Here is an 18,685-nt window from a genome sequence, read left to right as displayed (position 1 = left end):
GCAGACTGCCTGGATGCAGGACGCGTGGGTCGTCCCGCGGATGCGCCGCCTTGATTCGGGCCGACGATCCCCCACTTTACCATCCATCCCGGCGCCGCTGCCGCAGCCGGCGCCTCCTTGATCCGGAGAAGCCCGTGAGCGAACGCGTCATCCATGCCACCGATTCCGACTTCGACGCCACCGTCCTGCAGGCCGACGTGCCGGTGCTGGTGGACTTCTGGGCGCCGTGGTGCGGCCCCTGCCGGATGATCGCCCCGGCGCTGGACGAGCTGGCCGGCGACTACGCCGGGCGCGCCAAGGTGGTCAAGGTCGACGTCGACCAGAACCAGGCCACCGCGCTGAAGTACCACGTGCGCTCGATCCCGATGCTGCTGGTGTTCAAGGACGGCCAGGTCCACGGCACCCAGATCGGCGCGGTCGGCAAGGCGCAGTTGGCCCAGTTGATCGACAAGGCGCTCTGAGCGCGCCGCCCGCGGCGGCCTCAGCGCCGCCGCAGGCGGCCTCGGCCTGAATCGCCGTCGCCGCGACCGCTTGCCGACGCCCCCGTGGCGATGCTAGGTTTGCGCGACTCCGGTAGGTATTCGCCTGCCGCACCCATCTGAACTGCACCTGCCGGGCGCATCTCCCGGCCCTGCCCGTTTCCACCTTCCGCCCTCCGGGCGCTCGCACCGAGCGAGGATTCTGCTCTTGTCCGACAACACCCCTGACGACGCCGGCACGCCGGCCGCCGACACTGCCGTCAAGCGCGTCCGCAAGCCCCGCGCGGCCAAAAAGCCCGCCGACGCTGCGTCCGACGCCCCCCAGCCGCAACTCCAGCTTCCTCCCCAGGATGCCCCTGCCGCCCCCGCGCCGTCGCGTCCGGCGGCCGAGGCCCCGGCTGCCCCCGCTCCAGAGGCACCGCGCCCGCAGCCGCCGAAGGCCCCACCCGCCGCAAGCGGCGATGGCACGCCGCAGGACGGCGGACAGCGCAACGAGCCGCGCCAAGGGGGCGAACCCCGCAACGGCGGTGAACGCCAGGGCGGCGACCCGCGCCCGCAGCAGCCTTACCAGAACAACCGCCAGGACCAGAACAACCGGCAGGATCGCCAGGACCAGGGCAACCGCCGTGACCGCTTCAAGAACCGTCGTGACCGCCAGCGCGGCGGCCGCGACGACGGCCTGCCGCAGGACGGCGGCAACGACCACGCACAGCGCCTGCCGCCGCCGAACGTGCCCGAGGGCTTTCCGCAGTACTCGCTGAGCGACCTGAAGCGGATGCCGGCGCACAAGCTGCTCGACATCGCCGACCAGCTCGCGATCGAAGGCGTGGCCCGCGCCCGCAAGCAGGATGTGATCTTCGCCCTGCTCAAGGTGCTGACCCGCCACGGCGAGGGCGTCGTCGCCGATGGCGTGCTCGAGATCCTGCCCGACGGCTACGGCTTCCTGCGCGCGGCCGAGGCCAGCTACCTGGCCGGTCCGGACGATGTCTACATCTCGCCCAGCCAGATCCGCCGCTTCAACCTGCGCACCGGCGACCACCTGCTCGGCCGGATCCGCTGGCCGAAGGACGGCGAGCGCTACTTCGCGCTGTCGGTCGTGGACACCATCAACGGCGAGCCGCCGGAAGCCAGCAAGGGCAAGGTGCTGTTCGAGAACCTGACCCCGCTGTTCCCGCGCAAGCGCTTCAAGCTCGAGCGCGGCGACGGCTCCAGCGAGGACATCGCCGGCCGCGTCCTCGACCTGATGGCCCCGCAGGGCAAGGGCCAGCGCGCCCTGATCGTCTCGCCGCCCAAGGCCGGCAAGACGATGATGATGCAGCAGGTCGCCAGCGCCATCACCTACAACCACCCCGACGTGCATCTGATCGTGCTGCTGATCGACGAGCGGCCCGAGGAAGTGACCGAGATGCAGCGCACCGTGCGCGGCGAGGTCATCAGCTCGACGTTCGACGAGCCGGCCGCGCGCCACGTGCAGGTCGCCGAGATGGTGATCGAGCGCGCCAAGCGTCTGGTCGAGCACAAGAAGGACGTGGTCATCCTGCTCGACTCGATCACCCGCCTGGCCCGTGCCTACAACAACGTCGTGCCGAGCTCGGGCAAGGTGCTCACCGGCGGTGTCGACGCCAACGCGATGCACCGGCCCAAGCGCTTCTTCGGTGCGGCCCGCAACGTCGAGGAAGGCGGCTCGCTGACGATCATCGCCACCGCGCTGGTCGACACCGGCAGCGCGATGGACAAGGTGATCTACGAAGAGTTCAAGGGCACCGGTAACTCGGAAGTCCACCTGGACCGCCGCATCACCGAAAAGCGCGTCTACCCGGCGATCAACGTCAACCAGTCGGGCACCCGCCGCGAGGACCTGCTGATCGAGCCGGAGCTGCTGCAGAAGATCTGGATCCTGCGCAAGCTGCTGCATCCGATGGACGAAATCGCCGCGATGGAGTTCCTGCTCGACAAGATGAAGAGCACGAAGTCCAACGACGAGTTCTTCTCGTCGATGAAGCGCTGAGGCCTCCGGCCACGAAAGAACGCCCCGCATCGCGGGGCGTTCTTTTCGTTCTTCGCCGGAGCCAACATGTGACCCTGCGCCTACCCGAAGTCGAGGTGCAGAAAGCCTACGGCAGCGGACTGACGCCCGGTGGCCGCGTCGAGCGCGCCATGGATGGCGCGCGCCCGAGTCAAGGCAGGATGCCTTGCCGAGGGGAGAGCGGCTTCCGGGTGGCAGGCTGCTGCCGATCCGAAGTGGAACGGCCATCCCGACACTTGGCAGAAGAAGCCTTTTGTTCGACGTCCGCGTGCGGGATCCTCTAATGCGGCAACTGCGATGCCCTCACTCGTCGAAGCGCAGGTGCCGGACGGACTTGCCGTGACGGCGGATCAGCTTCAACGCCTCGATGCCGATCTGGATATGACGCTCGACGAAGTCGGCACTGACCCGGGCATCGGAGGCTTCGGTCTTGACGCCTTCGGGAATCATCGGCTGGTCGCTGACCAGCAGCAGCGCCCCCGACGGGATGCGATTGGCGAAGCCGGCGGCGAAGACGGTCGCGGTTTCCATGTCGATCGCCATGCAGCGCATCGCCCGCAGCCGTTCCTTGAACGCGTCGTCGTGCTCCCAGACCCGGCGGTTGGTCGTATAGACAGTGCCGGTCCAGTAGTCGTGGCCGAGGTCGCGGATCATCGTCGAGACCGCGCGCTGCAATGCGAACGCCGGCAGCGCCGGCACTTCGGGCAGCAGGTAGTCGCTGCTGGTGCCCTCACCGCGGATCGCCGCGATCGGCAGCACCAGGTCGCCCAGCTGGTTCTTGCGCTTGAGGCCACCGCACTTGCCCAGAAACAGCACCGACTTGGGCATGACCGCCGAGAGCAGGTCCATCATCGTCGCCGCATTCGGGCTGCCCATGCCGAAGTTGATCATCGTGATGCCATCGGCGGTGGCGCTGGGCATGGGCCGGTCCAGGCCCACCACTTCGGCACCGGTCAGACGCGCGAAGTGATGCAGGTACCCGCCGAAATTGGTCAGCAGCACGTGTTCGCCGAACTGGTCCAGCGGCACGCCGGTGTAGCGCGGCAGCCAGTTGCCGACGATCTGGTCTTTCTCTTTCATCGTCTTCTCCTTTTTCTTTCGCGCGCATTCTCGCATCGCGCCGGCATCGGTCGCAGCACGCGTCGCAACTGGGCGCGCGGTCCCAGTGCACGCGGCGGCGACACGGGTACACTCGACGACGCTTTTGGGGGTCGCGCGCGCGCGACGGCTGTTCCATCATCGCTTCGGGGAGTTGTCGATGTCTCGTCTGTTGTCCGCCGCCTTGGCGGCCGTCCTGCTGGGCGGCTGTGCCACCACTGCCTCATCCGGCGCGCCGTCCCGTGCCGCCGCTGCGTCAACGCCCTACCCCAGCACCTACGCACCGATCGCCGCCGCGCCAGTGCTGATCAGCGGCGCCACGGTGCTGATCGGCGACGGCCAGCGCCTGGACGGCGCCGACGTGCTGCTGCGCGACGGCAGGATCGCCGCGATCGGCCGCGGGCTCGAAGTCCCGGTCGATGCGCAGCGCGTCGACGGCACTGGCAAGTGGGTTACGCCGGGCCTGATCGACGTGCACTCGCATCTGGGTGTGTACCCCAGCCCCGGCGCGCGTGCGCACAGCGACGGCAACGAGATGACCGCGCCGGTCACCGCGCAGGTCTGGGCCGAACACTCGGTGTGGCCCCAGGACCCGGGCTTCGGCGCCGCGCTGGCCGGCGGCATCACCACGCTGCAGATCCTGCCCGGCTCGGCGAACCTCGTCGGCGGGCGCGGCGTCACGCTCAAGAACGTCGCTGCGACCACGGTGCAGGGCATGAAATTTCCTGGCGCGCCTTATGGACTGAAGATGGCTTGCGGCGAGAACCCAAAGCGCGTCTACGGCGAGAAGGGCGGCCCGGCCACGCGCATGGGCAATGTCGCCGGCTACCGCGCCGCGCTGATCGATGCGGCCGAGTACCGCGACAAGCAGGCCAGCAATTCGCCAGGCAAGCGCGACCTCAAGCTCGAGACACTGGCCGGTGCGATGGATGGCGACATCCTGGTGCACATCCACTGCTACCGCGCTGACGAGATGGCGCAGATGCTGGATCTGGCGCATGAGTTCGACTTCCATATCACCGCCTTCCATCACGGCGTGGAGGCCTACAAGATCGCCGACCGGCTGGCCGCCGAGGGCGTGTGCGGTGCGCTGTGGGCCGATTGGTGGGGCTTCAAGATGGAGGCCTTCGACGGCATCCAGGAGAACATCGCGATCGTCGACCGCGCGCCGGGAGGCTGCGCGATCGTGCATTCGGATTCCGACGAAGGCATCCAGCGCCTCAACCAGGAGGCGGCGAAGGTGCTGGCCAGCGCCCAGCGCGCCGGGCTCGACATTGCGCCCGAACATGCGATCCGCTGGCTGACCGAGAACGCGGCGCGCTCGCTGGGCGTGCTCGAGCGTACCGGCACGCTGGCGCCGGGCAAGATGGGCGACGTGGTGCTGTGGAACGGCAACCCCTTCAGCGTCTATGCACTCGCCGAGCAGGTATGGATCGACGGCGCACACGTGTACGACCGGTTCGACCCGACGCGCCAGCCGGTGACGGACTTCATGCTCGGCCAGGGCGCAGCCGCCACTGGAGGTGCCCGATGAGCCGCGCGGTCTCGACCCGGCGCGCCTCGCGCGCAATCGCGCGCCTGCTGTGCGTGGGCGCGCTGGTCGCCGCCACGCTGCCGGTCGCCGCGCAGGACGTGCTGATCCGCGGCGCGACGGTCCACACCGCCGGTGCCCAAGGCACGCTGCGCGAGACCGACGTACTGGTGCGCGGCGGCCGCATCGCCGCGGTCGGCCCCGGGCTGTCTGCGGCCGGCGTGCCGGTCGTCGAGGCGGGTGGACGTCCGCTGACGCCGACCCTGTTCGGCGGCGTGACTGGGATCGGCATCGAGGAGGTCTCGGGCGAGCGTGGCACGCGCGACGACCGCCTGTCGCTCGGCAGCGCCGAGGACATGGTCGTGCGGCCGGAGTTCGACGTCACGCTGGCGTTCAATCCCGACTCGATCGTGATCCCGGTCGCGCGCGTGGAAGGCATCGGCTTCACGCTGCTGTCGGCCGGCAATGCCAATGCAATCGTCGGTGGACAGGGCGCAGCGATGCGCCTGGACGGCAGCATCGATCCCGCCGGTCCGAAGGTGCTGTACCTGGCGCTGGGCAGCGCCGGCGCCGAGCAGAGCGGGCAATCGCGCGCGGCGCAGTGGATGCTGCTCGACCAGTTGATCGACGAGGCCCGTGGCCGGTTGCCGGCCGATTCGCACGTCGCGTCGCTGACCCCGGCCGGCAAACGCGCACTGACGCGTTACCTCGATGGCCAGGGCACGATCGTCGTCGGCGTCAACCGCGCCTCCGACATCCGCCAACTGCTGCGCTGGAGCAAGCGCCACGGCCTGCGTATCGCGATCCGCGGCGGTGCCGAGGCCTGGAAGCTGGCGCCCGAGCTCGCCGCCGCCGGCGTGCCGGTGTTCGTCGATCCGCTGGTCAACCTGCCATCGGACTTCGACCAGATCGGGGCCACGCTCGAGAACGCCGCACGGCTGCATGCGGCCGGCGTGCGTGTCGGCTTCGCACAGGCCAGCGATGCCTCGCACAACGCCCGCAAGCTGCGCCAGCTCGCCGGCAACGCGGTCGCCCACGGGTTGCCGTGGGAAGCCGGCCTGGCCGGGCTGACGCGCGTGCCGGCCGAGACCTTCGGCGTCGACGCGGCGATCGGTACGATCGCGGTCGGGCGCACCGCCGACCTGGTGCTGTGGTCGGGCGATCCGCTGGATGTCGCCTACACCGCCGACCAGGTGTGGCTGGGCGGCCGCGCGATCGAGATGCGCTCGCGTCAGACCGAACTGCGCGACCGCTACCTGCCGCAGGCGACGCCAGCCAGCGAAGGCGGCCTGCCGCGGGCGTACCGTCACCGCTGAGGCACTCGCGCCTCCCGCACATGCGGGAGGGGACGTGGGGGTAGCCCTTCAGCCTTAGCGGATTGCGGCCCAAGGACCACGGTCTGTTGGGAACCGATCAACGCGCGATCGGATCGTTTGCCCCCATCCCGGCCTTCCCCCGCAAGCGGGGGAGGGAGGTTGCAAGCGCCGCGGCTTGTTGCGCAGATGCCGGCCTTCCCCCGCAAGCGGGGGGAAGGAGGTTGCAAGCCCCTCGGCTTGTTGCACGGATGCGGGCCTTCCCCGCAAGCGGGGAAAGGGGTAGCAGGCGCGCGGCCTATCGGGCGTCGGGCGGGATGCCGTCGATGTCGGGGTCGACGGCGAGCTTGCCGGCGATCAGCACCGCCTGGGTGCGATTGGAGGCGCCGAGCTTGCGCAGCACCGCCGTCATATGCGCCTTGACCGTGGCCTCCGAGACGCCCAGCTCGTAGGCGATCTGCTTGTTGAGCATGCCGTCGCCGAGCATCTGCAGCACGCGGAACTGCTGCGGCGTGAGGTCGCGCAGCCGCGCGGCGACGTCGTGTTCGCCGGACGAGACCGCCGGCGCCGAGACTGCAGCCTCGGGGACGAAACGGTCGCCATCGAGCACCTGTGCGACCGCGCGCGCCAGCGTTTCGGCATCGGCCGACTTCGGAACGAAGCCGGCCGCGCCGTGGTCGAGTGCCCGGCGCATCACCGCCGGCTCCTCGCGCGCCGACACCATCAGCACCGGCAATTGCGGGAACTGCGCGCGCAGGTGCACCAGCGCGCTGAACCCCTGGGCGCCGGGCATGTTGAGGTCGAGCATCAACAGGTCGGCGTCGGGCTCGGCCTCGACCATCGCATACAGCGCCTCGACGTTGTGCGCCTCGCGCAGGCGGGCATCGGGCACGGCGCGCGCGATCGCCCCACGCAGCGCCTCGCGGAACAGCGGGTGGTCGTCGGCGATCAGCAGGGTCGTCATCGGGCGGCGTCAGGCGTTGGGGACGTGCCGCTCCTTGACCAGCGCATCGACGACCGACGGGTCGGCCAGTGTGCTGGTGTCGCCGAGCTGGTCGGGGGCGTTCTCGGCGATCTTGCGCAGGATGCGCCGCATGATCTTGCCCGAGCGGGTCTTGGGCAATCCCGGCGCCCACTGGATGTGGTCCGGGGTCGCGGTCGGCCCGATCTCTCGGCGCACGTGGGCAACCAGTTCCTTGCGCAGCGCCTCGGTGTACTCCTCGCCGGCCTTGAGGGTGACGTAGGCGTAGATGCCCTGCCCCTTGATGTCGTGCGGGAAACCGACGACCGCGGCCTCGGCGACCTTGGGGTGGAGCACCAGCGCGCTTTCCAGCTCCGCGGTGCCGATGCGATGCCCGGAAACGTTGATGACGTCGTCGACGCGGCCGGTGATCCAGTAGTAGCCGTCCTCGTCGCGCCGGCAGCCGTCGCCGGTGAAGTACATGCCCGGGTAGGCCTTGAAATAGGTGTCGATGAAGCGCTGGTGGTCGCCGTAGACGCTGCGCATCTGCCCCGGCCACGAGTCGGTGATCACGAGGTTGCCCTCGGCTGCGCCTTCGAGGATCGTGCCATTGGCATCGACCAGCGCCGGCTGCACGCCGAAGAACGGCTTGGTCGCAGAGCCGGGCTTGGCCTCGATCGCGCCGGGCAGCGGCGAGATCAGGATGCCGCCGGTCTCGGTCTGCCACCAGGTGTCGACGATCGGGCAACGGCCGTCGCCGACCACATCGGAGTACCAGCGCCAGGCCTCGGGATTGATCGGCTCGCCGACACTGCCGAGCAGGCGCAGGCTTGCGCGCGAGGTCTTCTTGACCGGCGCCTCGCCCTCGCGCATCAGCGCGCGGATCGCGGTCGGCGCGGTGTAGAAGATCGTGACCTGGTGCTTGTCGATCACTTCCCAGAAGCGCGACACGCTCGGGTAGTTCGGCACGCCCTCGAACACCAGCGAGGTCGCCGCGTTCGCCAGCGGGCCATAGACGATGTAGCTGTGGCCGGTCACCCAGCCCACGTCGGCGGTGCACCAGTAGATGTCGTCGTCGCGCAGGTCGAACACCGAGGCGTGCGTGTAGCTGGCGAACAGCAGGTAGCCGGCGGTGGTGTGCAGCACGCCCTTGGGCTTGCCGGTCGAGCCGGAGGTGTAGAGGATGAACAACGGATCCTCCGCGTTCATGCGCTCGGGCTCGCAGGTGTCGGGCTGCCCATCGACGACGGCGTCGTACCAGCGGTCGCGCGGCATCTGCATGTCGACCGCGCCGCCGGTGTGGCGCACCACGAGCACCGTTTCCACGCTCTGCGCGCCGGGCAGCTTGAGCGCGGCGTCGACATTCGCCTTCAGCGGCACGCGCTTGCCACCGCGCATGCCCTCGTCGGCGGTGATGATCAGTTTGCTGCCGCAGTCGCCGACGCGGTCGGCGATCGAATTGGGCGAGAAGCCGCCAAAGACCACCGAGTGCACCGCGCCGATGCGTGCGCAGGCGAGCATCGCCACTGCCGCCTCGACGATCATCGGCAGATAGATCGTGACCCGGTCGCCCTTGGCGACACCCAGGTTGCGCAGCGCGTTGGCCAGCCGGCACACGCGGGCGTGCAGTTCGCGATAGCTGATGTGGCGCGCCTCGGTGTCGGGACCATCGGGCTCCCAGATCAAGGCGGTCTTGTCGCCGCTGCGCGCCAGATGACGGTCCAGGCAATTGACGCTGACGTTGAGCTCGCCGTCGTCGAACCAGCGGATGCGGAAGTCGGCCAGGTCATAGCTGACGTCGCGGATCCGGGTCGGCGGCCGGTACCAGTCCAGTCGCTGGGCGATCTCGCCCCAGAAGGCCTCGGGCTCCTGGACCGAGCGCGCGTAGTCGCGCGCGTAGTCGTCCTGGGTGATGGTATCGGGACCGGCGAAACCGGCCGGGACCGGATGACGTTCTTCGGAACTGGACATGCGGGACCTCTTCCCCTTGTTGCGCGTCTTCCCAGTGTGCCGCATCTGCCGGCCCGCGACGCTAGGACCTTGGTCTAGCCCCGCCGGCCCAGTGCGTCCGCTCACCTGCCCGGGGTGCGTGCCGGGCATCGGCGGGCGGCTCCACTTCGACCAATGGCCAATGGGCGCGGGGCGCGTCGCCGTGCAGTCTGCGCGAAGGACCGGGCGCCGGTTCGACCAGGTTCAGGCTCACGCATCCCTCGGGAGGGGACATGACACAGACCATCGCCGCGCAGGCCAGGCCGCGCCTGCTCACGGCCGCCGTGCTCGTCGCGCTCGCACTGCCGGGCGCCGCATTCGCGCAGACCGCCAAGGAGCGCGAGCTCGAGGCGCGGATCGCGCAGCTCGAATCGCAGGTGCAGGCACTGCTCGGGCAACAGCAACAGACCGCCGCGCAGGTGCAGGAGGTGCGCACCGCGCAGGCGGCCGCGCCGGCCATCGCCGCGGCCCCGGCCGGCAGCCAGCCGATCCAGGCCACCACGATCACCCCGCAGGCCAATCCGGGCACCAAGTTCACCGTCGGCGGCATGATCCGCATCGATGGCATGGCCACCAAGACCACCGACGGCGATATCGCCAAGGGCACCGCCGGGCGCGACTTCTACGTGCCCGGCGCGATCCCGGTCGGCGGCGAAGGTCCGGACACCTACATGGACGCGCACGCGAAGTTCTCGCGGCTGTGGTTCGACGCCAGCACCGTGCTCGACTCGGGCGACAAGCTCGGCGCACGCGTGGAAATGGACTTCTTCGGCGGCACGCTCGGTAACTCGGCGGCGACCAACACCTACGGCGCCACGCTGCGCCACGCTTACCTGACCTACAACAACTGGCTGGTCGGCCAGACATGGTCGAACTTCATGGACACCAACGCGTTGATCGACGCGGTGGACTTCGTCGGCCCGACCGATGCGGTGGTGTTCGTGCGCCAGCCGCAGGTCCGCTACACCAGCGGCCCGTGGACGGTGTCGGTCGAGAGCCCGGAGACGACGGTACAGCCTTATGGCGGCGCGGCACGGATCATCGCAGGCGACAACAGCGCGATCCCCGATGTCATCGCCCGCTACACCCACAAGGCCGATTGGGGCCATGTGAGCTTTGCCGGCATGGCACGTCAGCTCAAGTACGAGCCCGCGCCGGGCCTGGACAGCACCGACACCGGGTTCGGCGCGACCGTCAGCGGCCTGGTCAAGCTGGGCGAGAACACCGACATCCGCTATCAGGTCAGCGGCGGTGAAGGCATCGGCCGCTACATCGGCCTGGCGACGATCCAGCAGGACGCGATGGTCGATGCGGCCGGCAACCTCGATGCGCTCGGCGGCTGGGCCGGTTACTTCGGCGTGCGCCAGGTGTTCAGCCCGGCGGTGCGCGGCAACCTGTTCTACGCACGCTCGCAGTGGGACAACAACACCGCCTGGACCGGCCTGGGCGTGACCCGCAAGGTGCATTCGGTGCATGCCAACGTGATCTGGTCGCCGGTGCCCAAGCTCGACTTCGGCGTCGAGGCGATCTGGGGCGAACGCACCCTCGAATCGGGCGCGGATGGCGAACTGATGCGCCTGCACACGATGGCCCGCTACTCGTTCTGATCCATCTCGGCGCGGTCGCCGCATCGACCGCGCCGAAACGCGCTCGCGCGCCTGCCGCACGCACGACCGGACCATCGGCATCCCGCCGGGCCGTCCATCCCACGCACGCTTCGAAAGGGGAAGCTTCCCATGTCCAGCACGACCGCCAACGCAGCGCCTACGGGCCCGCTGACGAAGGGCCACAAGAAGGTCATCTTCGCATCCAGTCTCGGCACCGTCTTCGAGTGGTACGACTTCTATCTGTATGGTTCGCTCGCGATCATCATCTCGCGGCAGTTCTTCAGCGGCGTCAACGAAACCACCGGCATGATCTTCACGCTGCTGGCGTTTGCCGCGGGCTTCTTCGTCCGGCCGTTCGGCGCAGCGTTCTTCGGCAGCCTCGGCGATCGCATCGGGCGCAAGTACACGTTCCTGGTCACGATTCTGATCATGGGCATCTCCACGTTCCTGGTCGGCGTGCTGCCCAGTTACGCCTCGATCGGCGTCGCCGCGCCGGTGATCCTGATCGTGCTGCGCCTGGCTCAGGGTCTGGCGATGGGCGGTGAGTACGGCGGCGCGGCGACCTACGTCGCCGAGCACGCGCCCGCCGGCAAGCGGGGGCTGTACACCAGCTTCATCCAGACCACCGCGACGCTGGGCCTGTTCCTGTCACTGGCGGTGATCCTGGGTTGTCGCTGGATTCTCGGCGTCGAAGCATTCGAGGACTGGGGCTGGCGCATCCCGTTCCTGGGCTCGATCGTACTGCTGGGCATCTCGGTGTGGATCCGGCTGCAGCTGTCGGAATCGCCGCTGTTCCAGGAGATGAAGGCGCAGGGCAAGGGCTCGAAGATGCCGTTCCGCGATTCGCTCAAGGGCGGCAACCTGAAGCTGATGCTGCTGGTGCTCTTCGGTGCGACCGCCGGCCAGGCCGTGGTCTGGTATGCCGGCCAGTTCTATGCGCTGTTCTACCTGCAGAGCATGCTCAAGGTGGACCTCACGGTGTCCTACCTGCTGATCGCGGCGGCATTGCTGCTGGGCACGCCATTCTTCCTGTTCTTCGGCTGGCTGTCGGACCGGATCGGCCGCAAGAAGATCATCATGGCCGGCTGCCTGATCGCCGCGGTCACCTACATCCCGATCTTCAAGGGCATCACCCACTACGCCAACCCGGCGATCGAGGAAGCCAGCACCAACTCGCCGGCCGTCGTGGTCGCCAACCCCAAGACCTGCAGCTTCCAGTTCGATCCGGTGGGCATCCGCAAGTTCACCAGTTCGTGCGATGTCGCGACCGCGGCGCTGACCCGCGCCGGCGTGCCCTACAGCGTCGATCCGGCCCCAGTGGGCACGCTGGCGCAGGTGCATGTCGGCCAGACCGTCGTCCCCTCCTACGAGGCCGAGGGCCTGGCGGGCGACGCGCTCAAGGCGCAGCAGGGCGAGTTCGGCGGCGCGTTGAAGGCCGCGCTCACCCAGGCCGGCTATCCGGAGAAGGCGGCCACCGACCGCATCAACGTACCGATGACGATCCTGCTGCTGTGGATCCTGGTGCTGTACGTGACGATGGTCTACGGCCCGATCGCCGCCTACCTGGTCGAGCTGTTCCCCACCCGGATCCGTTACACGTCGATGTCGCTGCCCTACCACATCGGCAACGGCTGGTTCGGGGGCTTCCTGCCGGCGATCTCGTTCGCACTGGTGGCCGGCACGGGCAACATCTACTACGGCCTGTGGTACCCGATCGGTATCGCGATCATGACCCTGGTGATCGGGACGTTCTTCCTGCGCGAGACGCGCAACGTCGACATCACCAAGTAGCGCCCTCGGCGGGCACCAAGACCCGCACGCAAGACCCGGACGCCGGCCCTAGGGCCGGCGTTCGTCGTTCAGGATGTCAGCCGCCCGAGATCCGGAGGGCGAATGCGTCGCCTGCCACGCATTCCTCCCGGTCGGCAGGCCCACCGCCCGTGCTCGACATCCGTCGCTGTACGGAGCGCGTTTGGGGCGCGCGCGCAGACCGACATCACAGGCGAGAATCCGCTGTCTGCTTCTCGAAGTCGCAGCGGCGGCGCGCGGTGAACGCCCGGCGCGGCCCTGCGACTGCGCCGCCGGGTTCCGCCAGGCGCGTGCCCGGATGACGCTCGCCGTCAGCGCTGCGGCGGCGCCGCCAGCTCCCGGGCGTCGAGATAACCGTCGCGATTGCGATCCTGGCGGTTGAACGTCGCGGCCAGGCGTGCCAGGTGCTCGGCCCGGCTGATCGAACGGCCTTGCCCGCCTGGCAACTCGTCGACCGACAGCACGCCATCGCCGTTGCGATCCAGGCGATCGAAGGCGTAGCCCATCCACGCCTGATACTCAGCGAGCGACACGCGGCCATCGCCGTCGGTATCCATCCGCTCCAGGTAGTCGGTGGTGCGCGCCACCTGGGCGCCTGCGCCCGTCGCGAAGACGGCGCAGACCAGCGCGATCGCCCGCTGCGCGGTACGCGACCCAGCTGGACGCATCATGCGAGCGGCCGGCTCAGGCGCGCGCGCTCTGCAGCGAGTAGCCCTTGAGCCGGGCTGCGTAGTCCTGCAGCGCGCGGATGCCGCTGGCCTCCGCTTCGCGACACCAGGCCTGCAGGTGCTGCAGCGCCTCGCCGGCGTTGTGCGTACGCGCCTCCAGCAATGCCGCCAGGCGCGCACGGTGCTCGACCAGGGTCCGGATGCGCGGCCGTTGCGCGACCCAGGCCTGCAACTGCGCGCGCGCATCGGGCGCGAGCCAGCGGCCATCGTCGACCAGGCCCCGGCGCAGCTTGCGCGGCAGCAACGCGCGCAACTTGGCGCCGGCCGCCTGCGCCTCTTCGCGCAGCGCCGGACCCAGCACGTTGCGCTGGTAGTCGGTCATCGCCTGGAAGCGGTGAGCGAGCAGCGCCTTGAGCGTGTCGGTGTCAGGCGCGTGGATGTTCGGGCGCACGTCGAGCGATGGCGCGACGCGCAGCACACGCGCCAACCGCAGCGTCTCCAGTGTCTTGATCACCGCCCAGCCGATGTCGAACTCCCAGCGGCGCAGCGCGAACTTCGCCGAGCTCGGGAATGCATGGTGGTTGTTGTGCAGTTCTTCGCCGCCGATCCATACGCCCCAGGGCGTCAGGTTGGTCGCAGTGTCGGTGGTTTCGAAGTTGCGGTAGCCCCACCAGTGGCCCAGGCCGTTGACGACACCGGCGGCCCAGAACGGAATCCACGCCATCTGGATCGCCCAGACCGCGACGCCCTTGAAGCCGAACAGCACGAAGCTCGCCAGCAACAGGACCGTCGGGCCGAGATTCGCGTGCGGGGTGTAGAGGCGGCGCTCGATCCAGTCGTCGGGCGTGCCCTTGCCGTACTGCTCGATGTCGGCGCGTTGCGCGCGGGCCTCGCGATACAGTTCCACGCCGCGCCAGAATACGTTGCCGATGCCTTTGTGCATCGGGCTGTGCGGATCGTCCTCGGTCTCGCACTTTGCGTGGTGCTTGCGATGAATCGCGACCCATTCGCGCGTGATCATCGACGTCGTCAACCAGGTCCAGAACCGGAACACGTGCGCGATCGCAGGATGGAAATCCACGCCGCGATGCGCCTGGCTGCGGTGCAGGTACAGCGTCACGGCGAAGATCGTGAGCTGGGTGGCGGCCAGCAGGTACAGCAGCATCGCGCCCCACCCCCACTGCAGCAGGCCACCGGACAACAAGTCGAACAACGAGACGGACATGGCGACGGGCAACGGGTTCGGGTGTACGTCCCATGATGGGACGGGCCTGCGACGATTGCCATCCCTGCCCGGCCGTATGGTGAGCCTTGGCGTTCAGGCCTGTCACACTGCGCGCGACATGAACACGCCAGACGGCCCGACACCGCCGCTGCTCGAGCTGCACGACGCGACCGTGGTCCGCGACGGCCGCACGGTGCTGCACGGATTGCGGCTGCAGATCCCGGCCGGGCGGCACACCGCGATCCTCGGTGCCAACGGCTGCGGCAAGTCCACGTTGGTGCAATTGCTCACGCGTGAACTGCACCCCCTGGCCCATGCCGACGGCACGCCGCCGGTGCGCGTGTTCGGCGCCCGGCTGGGCGATGTGACGCAACTGCGCGCGCGCCTGGGCATCGTGACCGGTCGCATCCACCAGGACCTGCTGTCCCTCCCGGCGCTGCGGGTGGAGGACGCCGTCGTCGCGGCGGCGCACGGCAGCATCGCGTCTGTTGCGCCCGCGCGCGTCGATGCCGCCCTGCGGAGTGCAGCGCGCGACGCGCTGGCCGCGATGGCCGCCACGCACCTGGCCGGACGCCGCTACGCCACCCTGTCGGCCGGCGAGGCGCGCCGGGTCCTCATCGCCCGTGCGCTGGTCCATCGTCCCGAGGCCTTGCTGCTCGACGAGCCCTCGACCGGACTCGATGTCGTCGCCCGCGTGCAGTTGCTCGACCGCCTGCGCACGCTGGCGCGCAGCGGCACCACGCTGGTCCTGGTGACCCACCACGCCGAGGAACTGCTGCCCGAGATCGGGCATGTGGTGCTGCTGCGCGACGGGCGGATCCTGGCCGAGGGACCGCGTGAGGCGATGCTGACCGAGGCCTGGCTGTCGCAGACATTCGGCGCATCGCTTCGGCTGGGCTGCGATGCCACCGGCGCGCCGACGTTGCAGGTCGCCCCGAACCGTTGAGCCCTCGCGGCGGCGCCGCATGCCGTGGCGCTCGCGCTGTGCGATAGTCGGCCCGCATCACCGCTGTTCTGTTTGGCATCACCACTTTCGGGAGGGGGTCCATGCTCGAGCAATACGGTCTGTGGCTGGCGCTGGTCTGCGCGGCCATCGCGATTCTCTACGGCGTGGTCTCGGCCGGCTGGATCAACCGGCAACCGGCCGGCAACGAACGCATGCAACAGATCGCCGGCGCGATCCAGGAAGGCGCGCGCGCCTACCTCAACCGCCAGTACCTGACCATCTCGATCGCCGGCGCGGTGCTGTTCGTGCTGATCGGCCTGTTCCTGGGCTGGTCGACCGGCCTGGGCTTCCTGCTGGGCGCCGTGCTTTCGGGGGCGGCGGGCTATATCGGCATGAATGTCTCGGTCCGTGCCAACGTGCGCACCGCCGAGGCCGCCCGGCGCGGCATCGGCCCGGCCATGGACGTCGCGTTCCGCGGTGGCGCGATCACCGGCATGCTGGTGGTCGGCCTGGGCCTGTTGGGCGTGGCCGGCTACTGGATGCTGCTGCCGCACTTCGGCATTGCCGGCGAGCCCGCACTGCACGCACTGGTCGGCCTGGCCTTCGGCAGTTCGTTGATCTCGATCTTCGCGCGCCTGGGCGGCGGCATCTTCACCAAGGGCGCCGACGTCGGTGCCGACCTGGTCGGCAAGGTCGAGGCCGGCATCCCGGAGGACGACCCGCGCAACCCGGCGGTGATCGCCGACAACGTCGGCGACAACGTCGGCGACTGCGCCGGCATGGCCGCCGACCTGTTCGAAACCTACGCGGTCACGGTGATCGCGACAATGCTGCTGGGCCATCTGATGGCCGGCCAGGTCGGCGCCAACGGCGTGCTCTATCCGCTGGTGCTGGGCGGCGCCTCGATCCTGGCCTCGATCGTCGGCACGTTCTTCGTGCGCGTGCAGCCGGGCGGCTCGATCATGGGCGCGCTGTACAAGGGCGTGATCGTCTCGGGTGTGATCGCCGCGGTGCTGTTCTGGCCGATCACCACGCAGTTGATGGCCGGCAACGCCCACGGCGCAGGCAATCTCTACTGGTGCGCGTTGATCGGGCTGCTGCTCACCGGCGCGATCGTCTGGATCACCGAGTACTACACCGGCACCCAGTATGGACCGGTCCAGCACATCGCGCAGGCGTCGACGACCGGGCACGGCACCAACATCATCGCCGGGCTCGGGGTATCGATGAAGTCGACCGCGCTGCCGGTGGTCGCGGTGTGCTTCGCGATCTGGGCCTGCTTCTCGTTCGCCGGGCTCTACGGCATCGCGATCGCGGCGACCGCGATGCTGTCGATGGCCGGCATGATCGTCGCGCTCGACGCCTACGGCCCGATCACCGACAACGCCGGCGGCATCGCCGAGATGGCCGAACTGCCGCCGGAGGTACGCAAAATTACCGATCCGCTCGATGCGGTCGGCAACACCACCAAGGCCGTGACCAAGGGCTACGCGATCGGTTCGGCGGCACTGGCGGCGCTGGTGCTGTTCGCCGATTTCACCCACAACCTGGAAGCGAGGTATCCGGGGGTCGAGTTCCGCTTCGACCTCGCCGATCCGGCGGTGATCATCGGCCTGTTCATCGGTGGTCTGATCCCCTATCTGTTCGGCGCGATGGCGATGGAGGCGGTCGGCCGCGCGGCGGGCGCGGTCGTCGAGGAAGTGCGCCGCCAGTTCCGCGAGATCCCCGGCATCATGGCCGGCACCGGCAAGCCGCAGTACGACCGCGCGGTCGACATGCTCACCCGTTCGGCGATCAAGGAGATGATCATCCCGTCCCTGCTGCCGGTGCTGGTGCCCGTCGTCGTGGCACTGGGGATGAATGTGCTGATGGGCCCCGGTGCGGGGATCCGCGCGCTCGGTGGCCTGCTGATCGGCACGATCGTCACGGGGTTGTTCGTCGCGATCTCGATGACCACCGGAGGCGGCGCTTGGGACAACGCCAAGAAGTACATCGAAGATGGCCACTTCGGCGGCAAGGGCAGCGAGGCGCACAAGGCAGCGGTCACCGGCGACACCGTCGGCGATCCGTACAAGGACACGGCCGGCCCGGCGATCAATCCGCTCATCAAGATCATCAACATCGTCGCGCTGCTGCTCGTTCCGCTGCTTTAGGCCGGCGGCGGCATCGACGCGTCGTCACGGGCGCCGGATCTCGGGCACGGCGCCGACGGGACGGCGCTGTCGCTGCAGGGAATCGGGCGCAGCGCCTATCGCGGCGTTTCGCGCGTGCAACCGACCTCGGTCGCAGTCAGTCGCGCAAGAACACGCCCTGCGCGAGATCGAACCATGGGGTGCACAGTAGGCGCTGGACATCGGCGAACGCGAAATCGGCCCGCCAGACCTCACCGTCCTCGCCCGGCTCGGGCGCGAGCAACCGCGCGGCGTCGGCCGGGGCGACGCCGAGACACCAGCGCACCGCGGCCGGCGCATCGCCCAGCCACTGCGAGAACGCGAACTCGCCGACCCGTTCACCGCCCGGCTCGACACGACGTGCCAGCGGCGTGGGCGGCACCGTCGGTGCCGGCGTGGGCAGCGCCTGCGCGACGTGCGAGAGCGTAACCCGACCCTCGCCTTCTTCGCGCAGATAAGGCATGCCGGTTGCGCCCTGCGTCTGGCGCCCGGTCAGCACCGCATGGCGGTCGCCCCGGTCGAACACGGCGAGCGCGACGCTGCCGAGATTGCGCAGCCGATAGCGGACCTCGAGCGCACCGCGCGTCGTCACGGCGAACACCGCTTCGAGCGCGACGCCGTCGGCGTCGACATGGGCGCGGGCAGTATCGGTCGGCGTCATGGAGAACCTCGTTTCTCGGGAAGCAACGGCGGGACACAGCGCGAACAGTTGCACCAGCAGAATCGCGGTGACGGCGCTGCGGACGACGCGCCGGCGACGGCCAGAATGCGGCGAGCGCCGTGAGCGCCGCGCGCACGCCCCGCATCCGCGGCGCAGTCGACATCACGCGGAAGGCGGCGCAAGCGCCGCCTTCCGTGTCGC

14 protein-coding genes are annotated in these 18,685 nt (G+C 69.2%); 8 read left to right on the top strand and 6 right to left on the bottom strand.

Annotated features, from left to right (window positions below):
- The first annotated feature begins 134 nt into the window (after nucleotides 1-134).
- Both trxA and rho read left to right on the top strand, forming a co-directional pair.
- Nucleotides 135-461, top strand: a complete 327-nt coding sequence (gene trxA / locus ABE487_RS05945; protein ID WP_047135552.1) for a thioredoxin — start codon at nucleotides 135-137, stop codon at nucleotides 459-461.
- Nucleotides 462-687: 226 nt separating this feature from the next.
- Nucleotides 688-2,487, top strand: a complete 1,800-nt coding sequence (gene rho, locus ABE487_RS05940) for a transcription termination factor Rho (RefSeq protein ID WP_346442736.1) — start codon at nucleotides 688-690, stop codon at nucleotides 2,485-2,487.
- A 321-nt stretch (nucleotides 2,488-2,808) separates the two neighbouring features.
- Here the strand turns inward: rho and ABE487_RS05935 are convergent, their stop codons facing one another.
- Nucleotides 2,809-3,585 carry an AMP nucleosidase gene (locus tag ABE487_RS05935; RefSeq protein WP_346442734.1) on the bottom strand — a complete coding sequence of 259 codons (777 nt, stop codon included), beginning with the start codon at nucleotides 3,583-3,585 and terminating at the stop codon, nucleotides 2,809-2,811.
- A gap of 178 nt (nucleotides 3,586-3,763) precedes the next feature.
- On the opposite strand from ABE487_RS05935, the gene ABE487_RS05930 reads away from it, so the two are divergent.
- A complete protein-coding gene (locus ABE487_RS05930) occupies nucleotides 3,764-5,137 on the top strand; it encodes an amidohydrolase (RefSeq protein ID WP_346442733.1) in 1,374 nt (457 codons plus the stop codon).
- Nucleotides 5,134-6,450, top strand: coding sequence for an amidohydrolase family protein (locus ABE487_RS05925; RefSeq protein WP_346451764.1), 1,317 nt, complete (start codon nucleotides 5,134-5,136; stop codon nucleotides 6,448-6,450). The genes ABE487_RS05930 and ABE487_RS05925 overlap by 4 nt, the downstream gene beginning before the upstream one ends.
- A gap of 295 nt (nucleotides 6,451-6,745) precedes the next feature.
- Here the strand turns inward: ABE487_RS05925 and ABE487_RS05920 are convergent, their stop codons facing one another.
- Together ABE487_RS05920 and acs are read right to left on the bottom strand one after the other, a co-directional pair.
- The gene (locus ABE487_RS05920; RefSeq protein WP_346442729.1) at nucleotides 6,746-7,411 is read right to left on the bottom strand and encodes a response regulator transcription factor; all 666 of its coding nucleotides are present in this window, start codon (nucleotides 7,409-7,411) and stop codon (nucleotides 6,746-6,748) included.
- Nucleotides 7,412-7,420: 9 nt separating this feature from the next.
- The gene (gene acs, locus ABE487_RS05915) at nucleotides 7,421-9,379 is read right to left on the bottom strand and encodes an acetate--CoA ligase (protein ID WP_346451762.1); all 1,959 of its coding nucleotides are present in this window, start codon (nucleotides 9,377-9,379) and stop codon (nucleotides 7,421-7,423) included.
- Nucleotides 9,380-9,630: 251 nt separating this feature from the next.
- Between acs and ABE487_RS05910 the strand changes: the two genes are divergently transcribed.
- Nucleotides 9,631-11,004: a DcaP family trimeric outer membrane transporter gene (locus ABE487_RS05910; protein WP_346447068.1), complete on the top strand. Its 1,374-nt coding sequence runs from the start codon at nucleotides 9,631-9,633 to the stop codon at nucleotides 11,002-11,004.
- Between the two features lie 129 nt (nucleotides 11,005-11,133).
- Nucleotides 11,134-12,795: an MFS transporter gene (locus ABE487_RS05905; RefSeq protein ID WP_346447070.1), complete on the top strand. Its 1,662-nt coding sequence runs from the start codon at nucleotides 11,134-11,136 to the stop codon at nucleotides 12,793-12,795.
- A gap of 329 nt (nucleotides 12,796-13,124) precedes the next feature.
- Here the strand turns inward: ABE487_RS05905 and ABE487_RS05900 are convergent, their stop codons facing one another.
- Complete coding sequence (locus ABE487_RS05900) at nucleotides 13,125-13,484, bottom strand: EF-hand domain-containing protein (RefSeq protein ID WP_346451760.1); 360 nt, start codon at nucleotides 13,482-13,484, stop codon at nucleotides 13,125-13,127.
- 13 nt (nucleotides 13,485-13,497) lie between these two features.
- Entirely contained in the window at nucleotides 13,498-14,706 is a 1,209-nt protein-coding gene (locus ABE487_RS05895; RefSeq protein WP_346447072.1) for a fatty acid desaturase, read from the bottom strand.
- 118 nt (nucleotides 14,707-14,824) lie between these two features.
- Here ABE487_RS05895 and ABE487_RS05890 point away from each other — a divergent pair, with 118 nt between their 5' ends.
- Together ABE487_RS05890 and ABE487_RS05885 are read left to right on the top strand one after the other, a co-directional pair.
- Complete coding sequence (locus ABE487_RS05890) at nucleotides 14,825-15,652, top strand: ATP-binding cassette domain-containing protein (RefSeq protein ID WP_346451758.1); 828 nt, start codon at nucleotides 14,825-14,827, stop codon at nucleotides 15,650-15,652.
- A 101-nt stretch (nucleotides 15,653-15,753) separates the two neighbouring features.
- A complete protein-coding gene (locus ABE487_RS05885) occupies nucleotides 15,754-17,805 on the top strand; it encodes a sodium-translocating pyrophosphatase (RefSeq protein WP_346451756.1) in 2,052 nt (683 codons plus the stop codon).
- 136 nt (nucleotides 17,806-17,941) lie between these two features.
- On the opposite strand, the gene ABE487_RS05880 is transcribed toward ABE487_RS05885, so the two are convergent.
- Entirely contained in the window at nucleotides 17,942-18,484 is a 543-nt protein-coding gene (locus tag ABE487_RS05880) for a hypothetical protein (RefSeq protein WP_346442716.1), read from the bottom strand.
- Nucleotides 18,485-18,685 lie beyond the last annotated feature (201 nt).

The organism is Luteimonas sp. TWI596 (assembly GCF_039674105.1).
Taxonomy (GTDB): domain Bacteria; phylum Pseudomonadota; class Gammaproteobacteria; order Xanthomonadales; family Xanthomonadaceae; genus Luteimonas.
This window is presented reverse-complemented; position numbering and strand designations above follow the sequence as displayed.

Excerpts from the sequence above, each read along its gene's own strand:
- ABE487_RS05935 (WP_346442734.1), bottom strand. The coding sequence starts at position 3,585 with ATGAAAGAGAAAGACCAGATCGTCGGCAACTGGCTGCCGCGCTACACC.
- ABE487_RS05885 (WP_346451756.1), top strand. The coding sequence starts at position 15,754 with ATGCTCGAGCAATACGGTCTGTGGCTGGCGCTGGTCTGCGCGGCCATC.
- ABE487_RS05895 (WP_346447072.1), bottom strand. The coding sequence starts at position 14,706 with ATGTCCGTCTCGTTGTTCGACTTGTTGTCCGGTGGCCTGCTGCAGTGG.
- ABE487_RS05925 (WP_346451764.1), top strand. The coding sequence starts at position 5,134 with ATGAGCCGCGCGGTCTCGACCCGGCGCGCCTCGCGCGCAATCGCGCGC.
- ABE487_RS05910 (WP_346447068.1), top strand. The coding sequence starts at position 9,631 with ATGACACAGACCATCGCCGCGCAGGCCAGGCCGCGCCTGCTCACGGCC.
- ABE487_RS05900 (WP_346451760.1), bottom strand. The coding sequence starts at position 13,484 with ATGATGCGTCCAGCTGGGTCGCGTACCGCGCAGCGGGCGATCGCGCTG.
- ABE487_RS05880 (WP_346442716.1), bottom strand. The coding sequence starts at position 18,484 with ATGACGCCGACCGATACTGCCCGCGCCCATGTCGACGCCGACGGCGTC.
- ABE487_RS05905 (WP_346447070.1), top strand. The coding sequence starts at position 11,134 with ATGTCCAGCACGACCGCCAACGCAGCGCCTACGGGCCCGCTGACGAAG.
- acs (WP_346451762.1), bottom strand. The coding sequence starts at position 9,379 with ATGTCCAGTTCCGAAGAACGTCATCCGGTCCCGGCCGGTTTCGCCGGT.
- ABE487_RS05930 (WP_346442733.1), top strand. The coding sequence starts at position 3,764 with ATGTCTCGTCTGTTGTCCGCCGCCTTGGCGGCCGTCCTGCTGGGCGGC.
- ABE487_RS05890 (WP_346451758.1), top strand. The coding sequence starts at position 14,825 with ATGAACACGCCAGACGGCCCGACACCGCCGCTGCTCGAGCTGCACGAC.
- ABE487_RS05920 (WP_346442729.1), bottom strand. The coding sequence starts at position 7,411 with ATGACGACCCTGCTGATCGCCGACGACCACCCGCTGTTCCGCGAGGCG.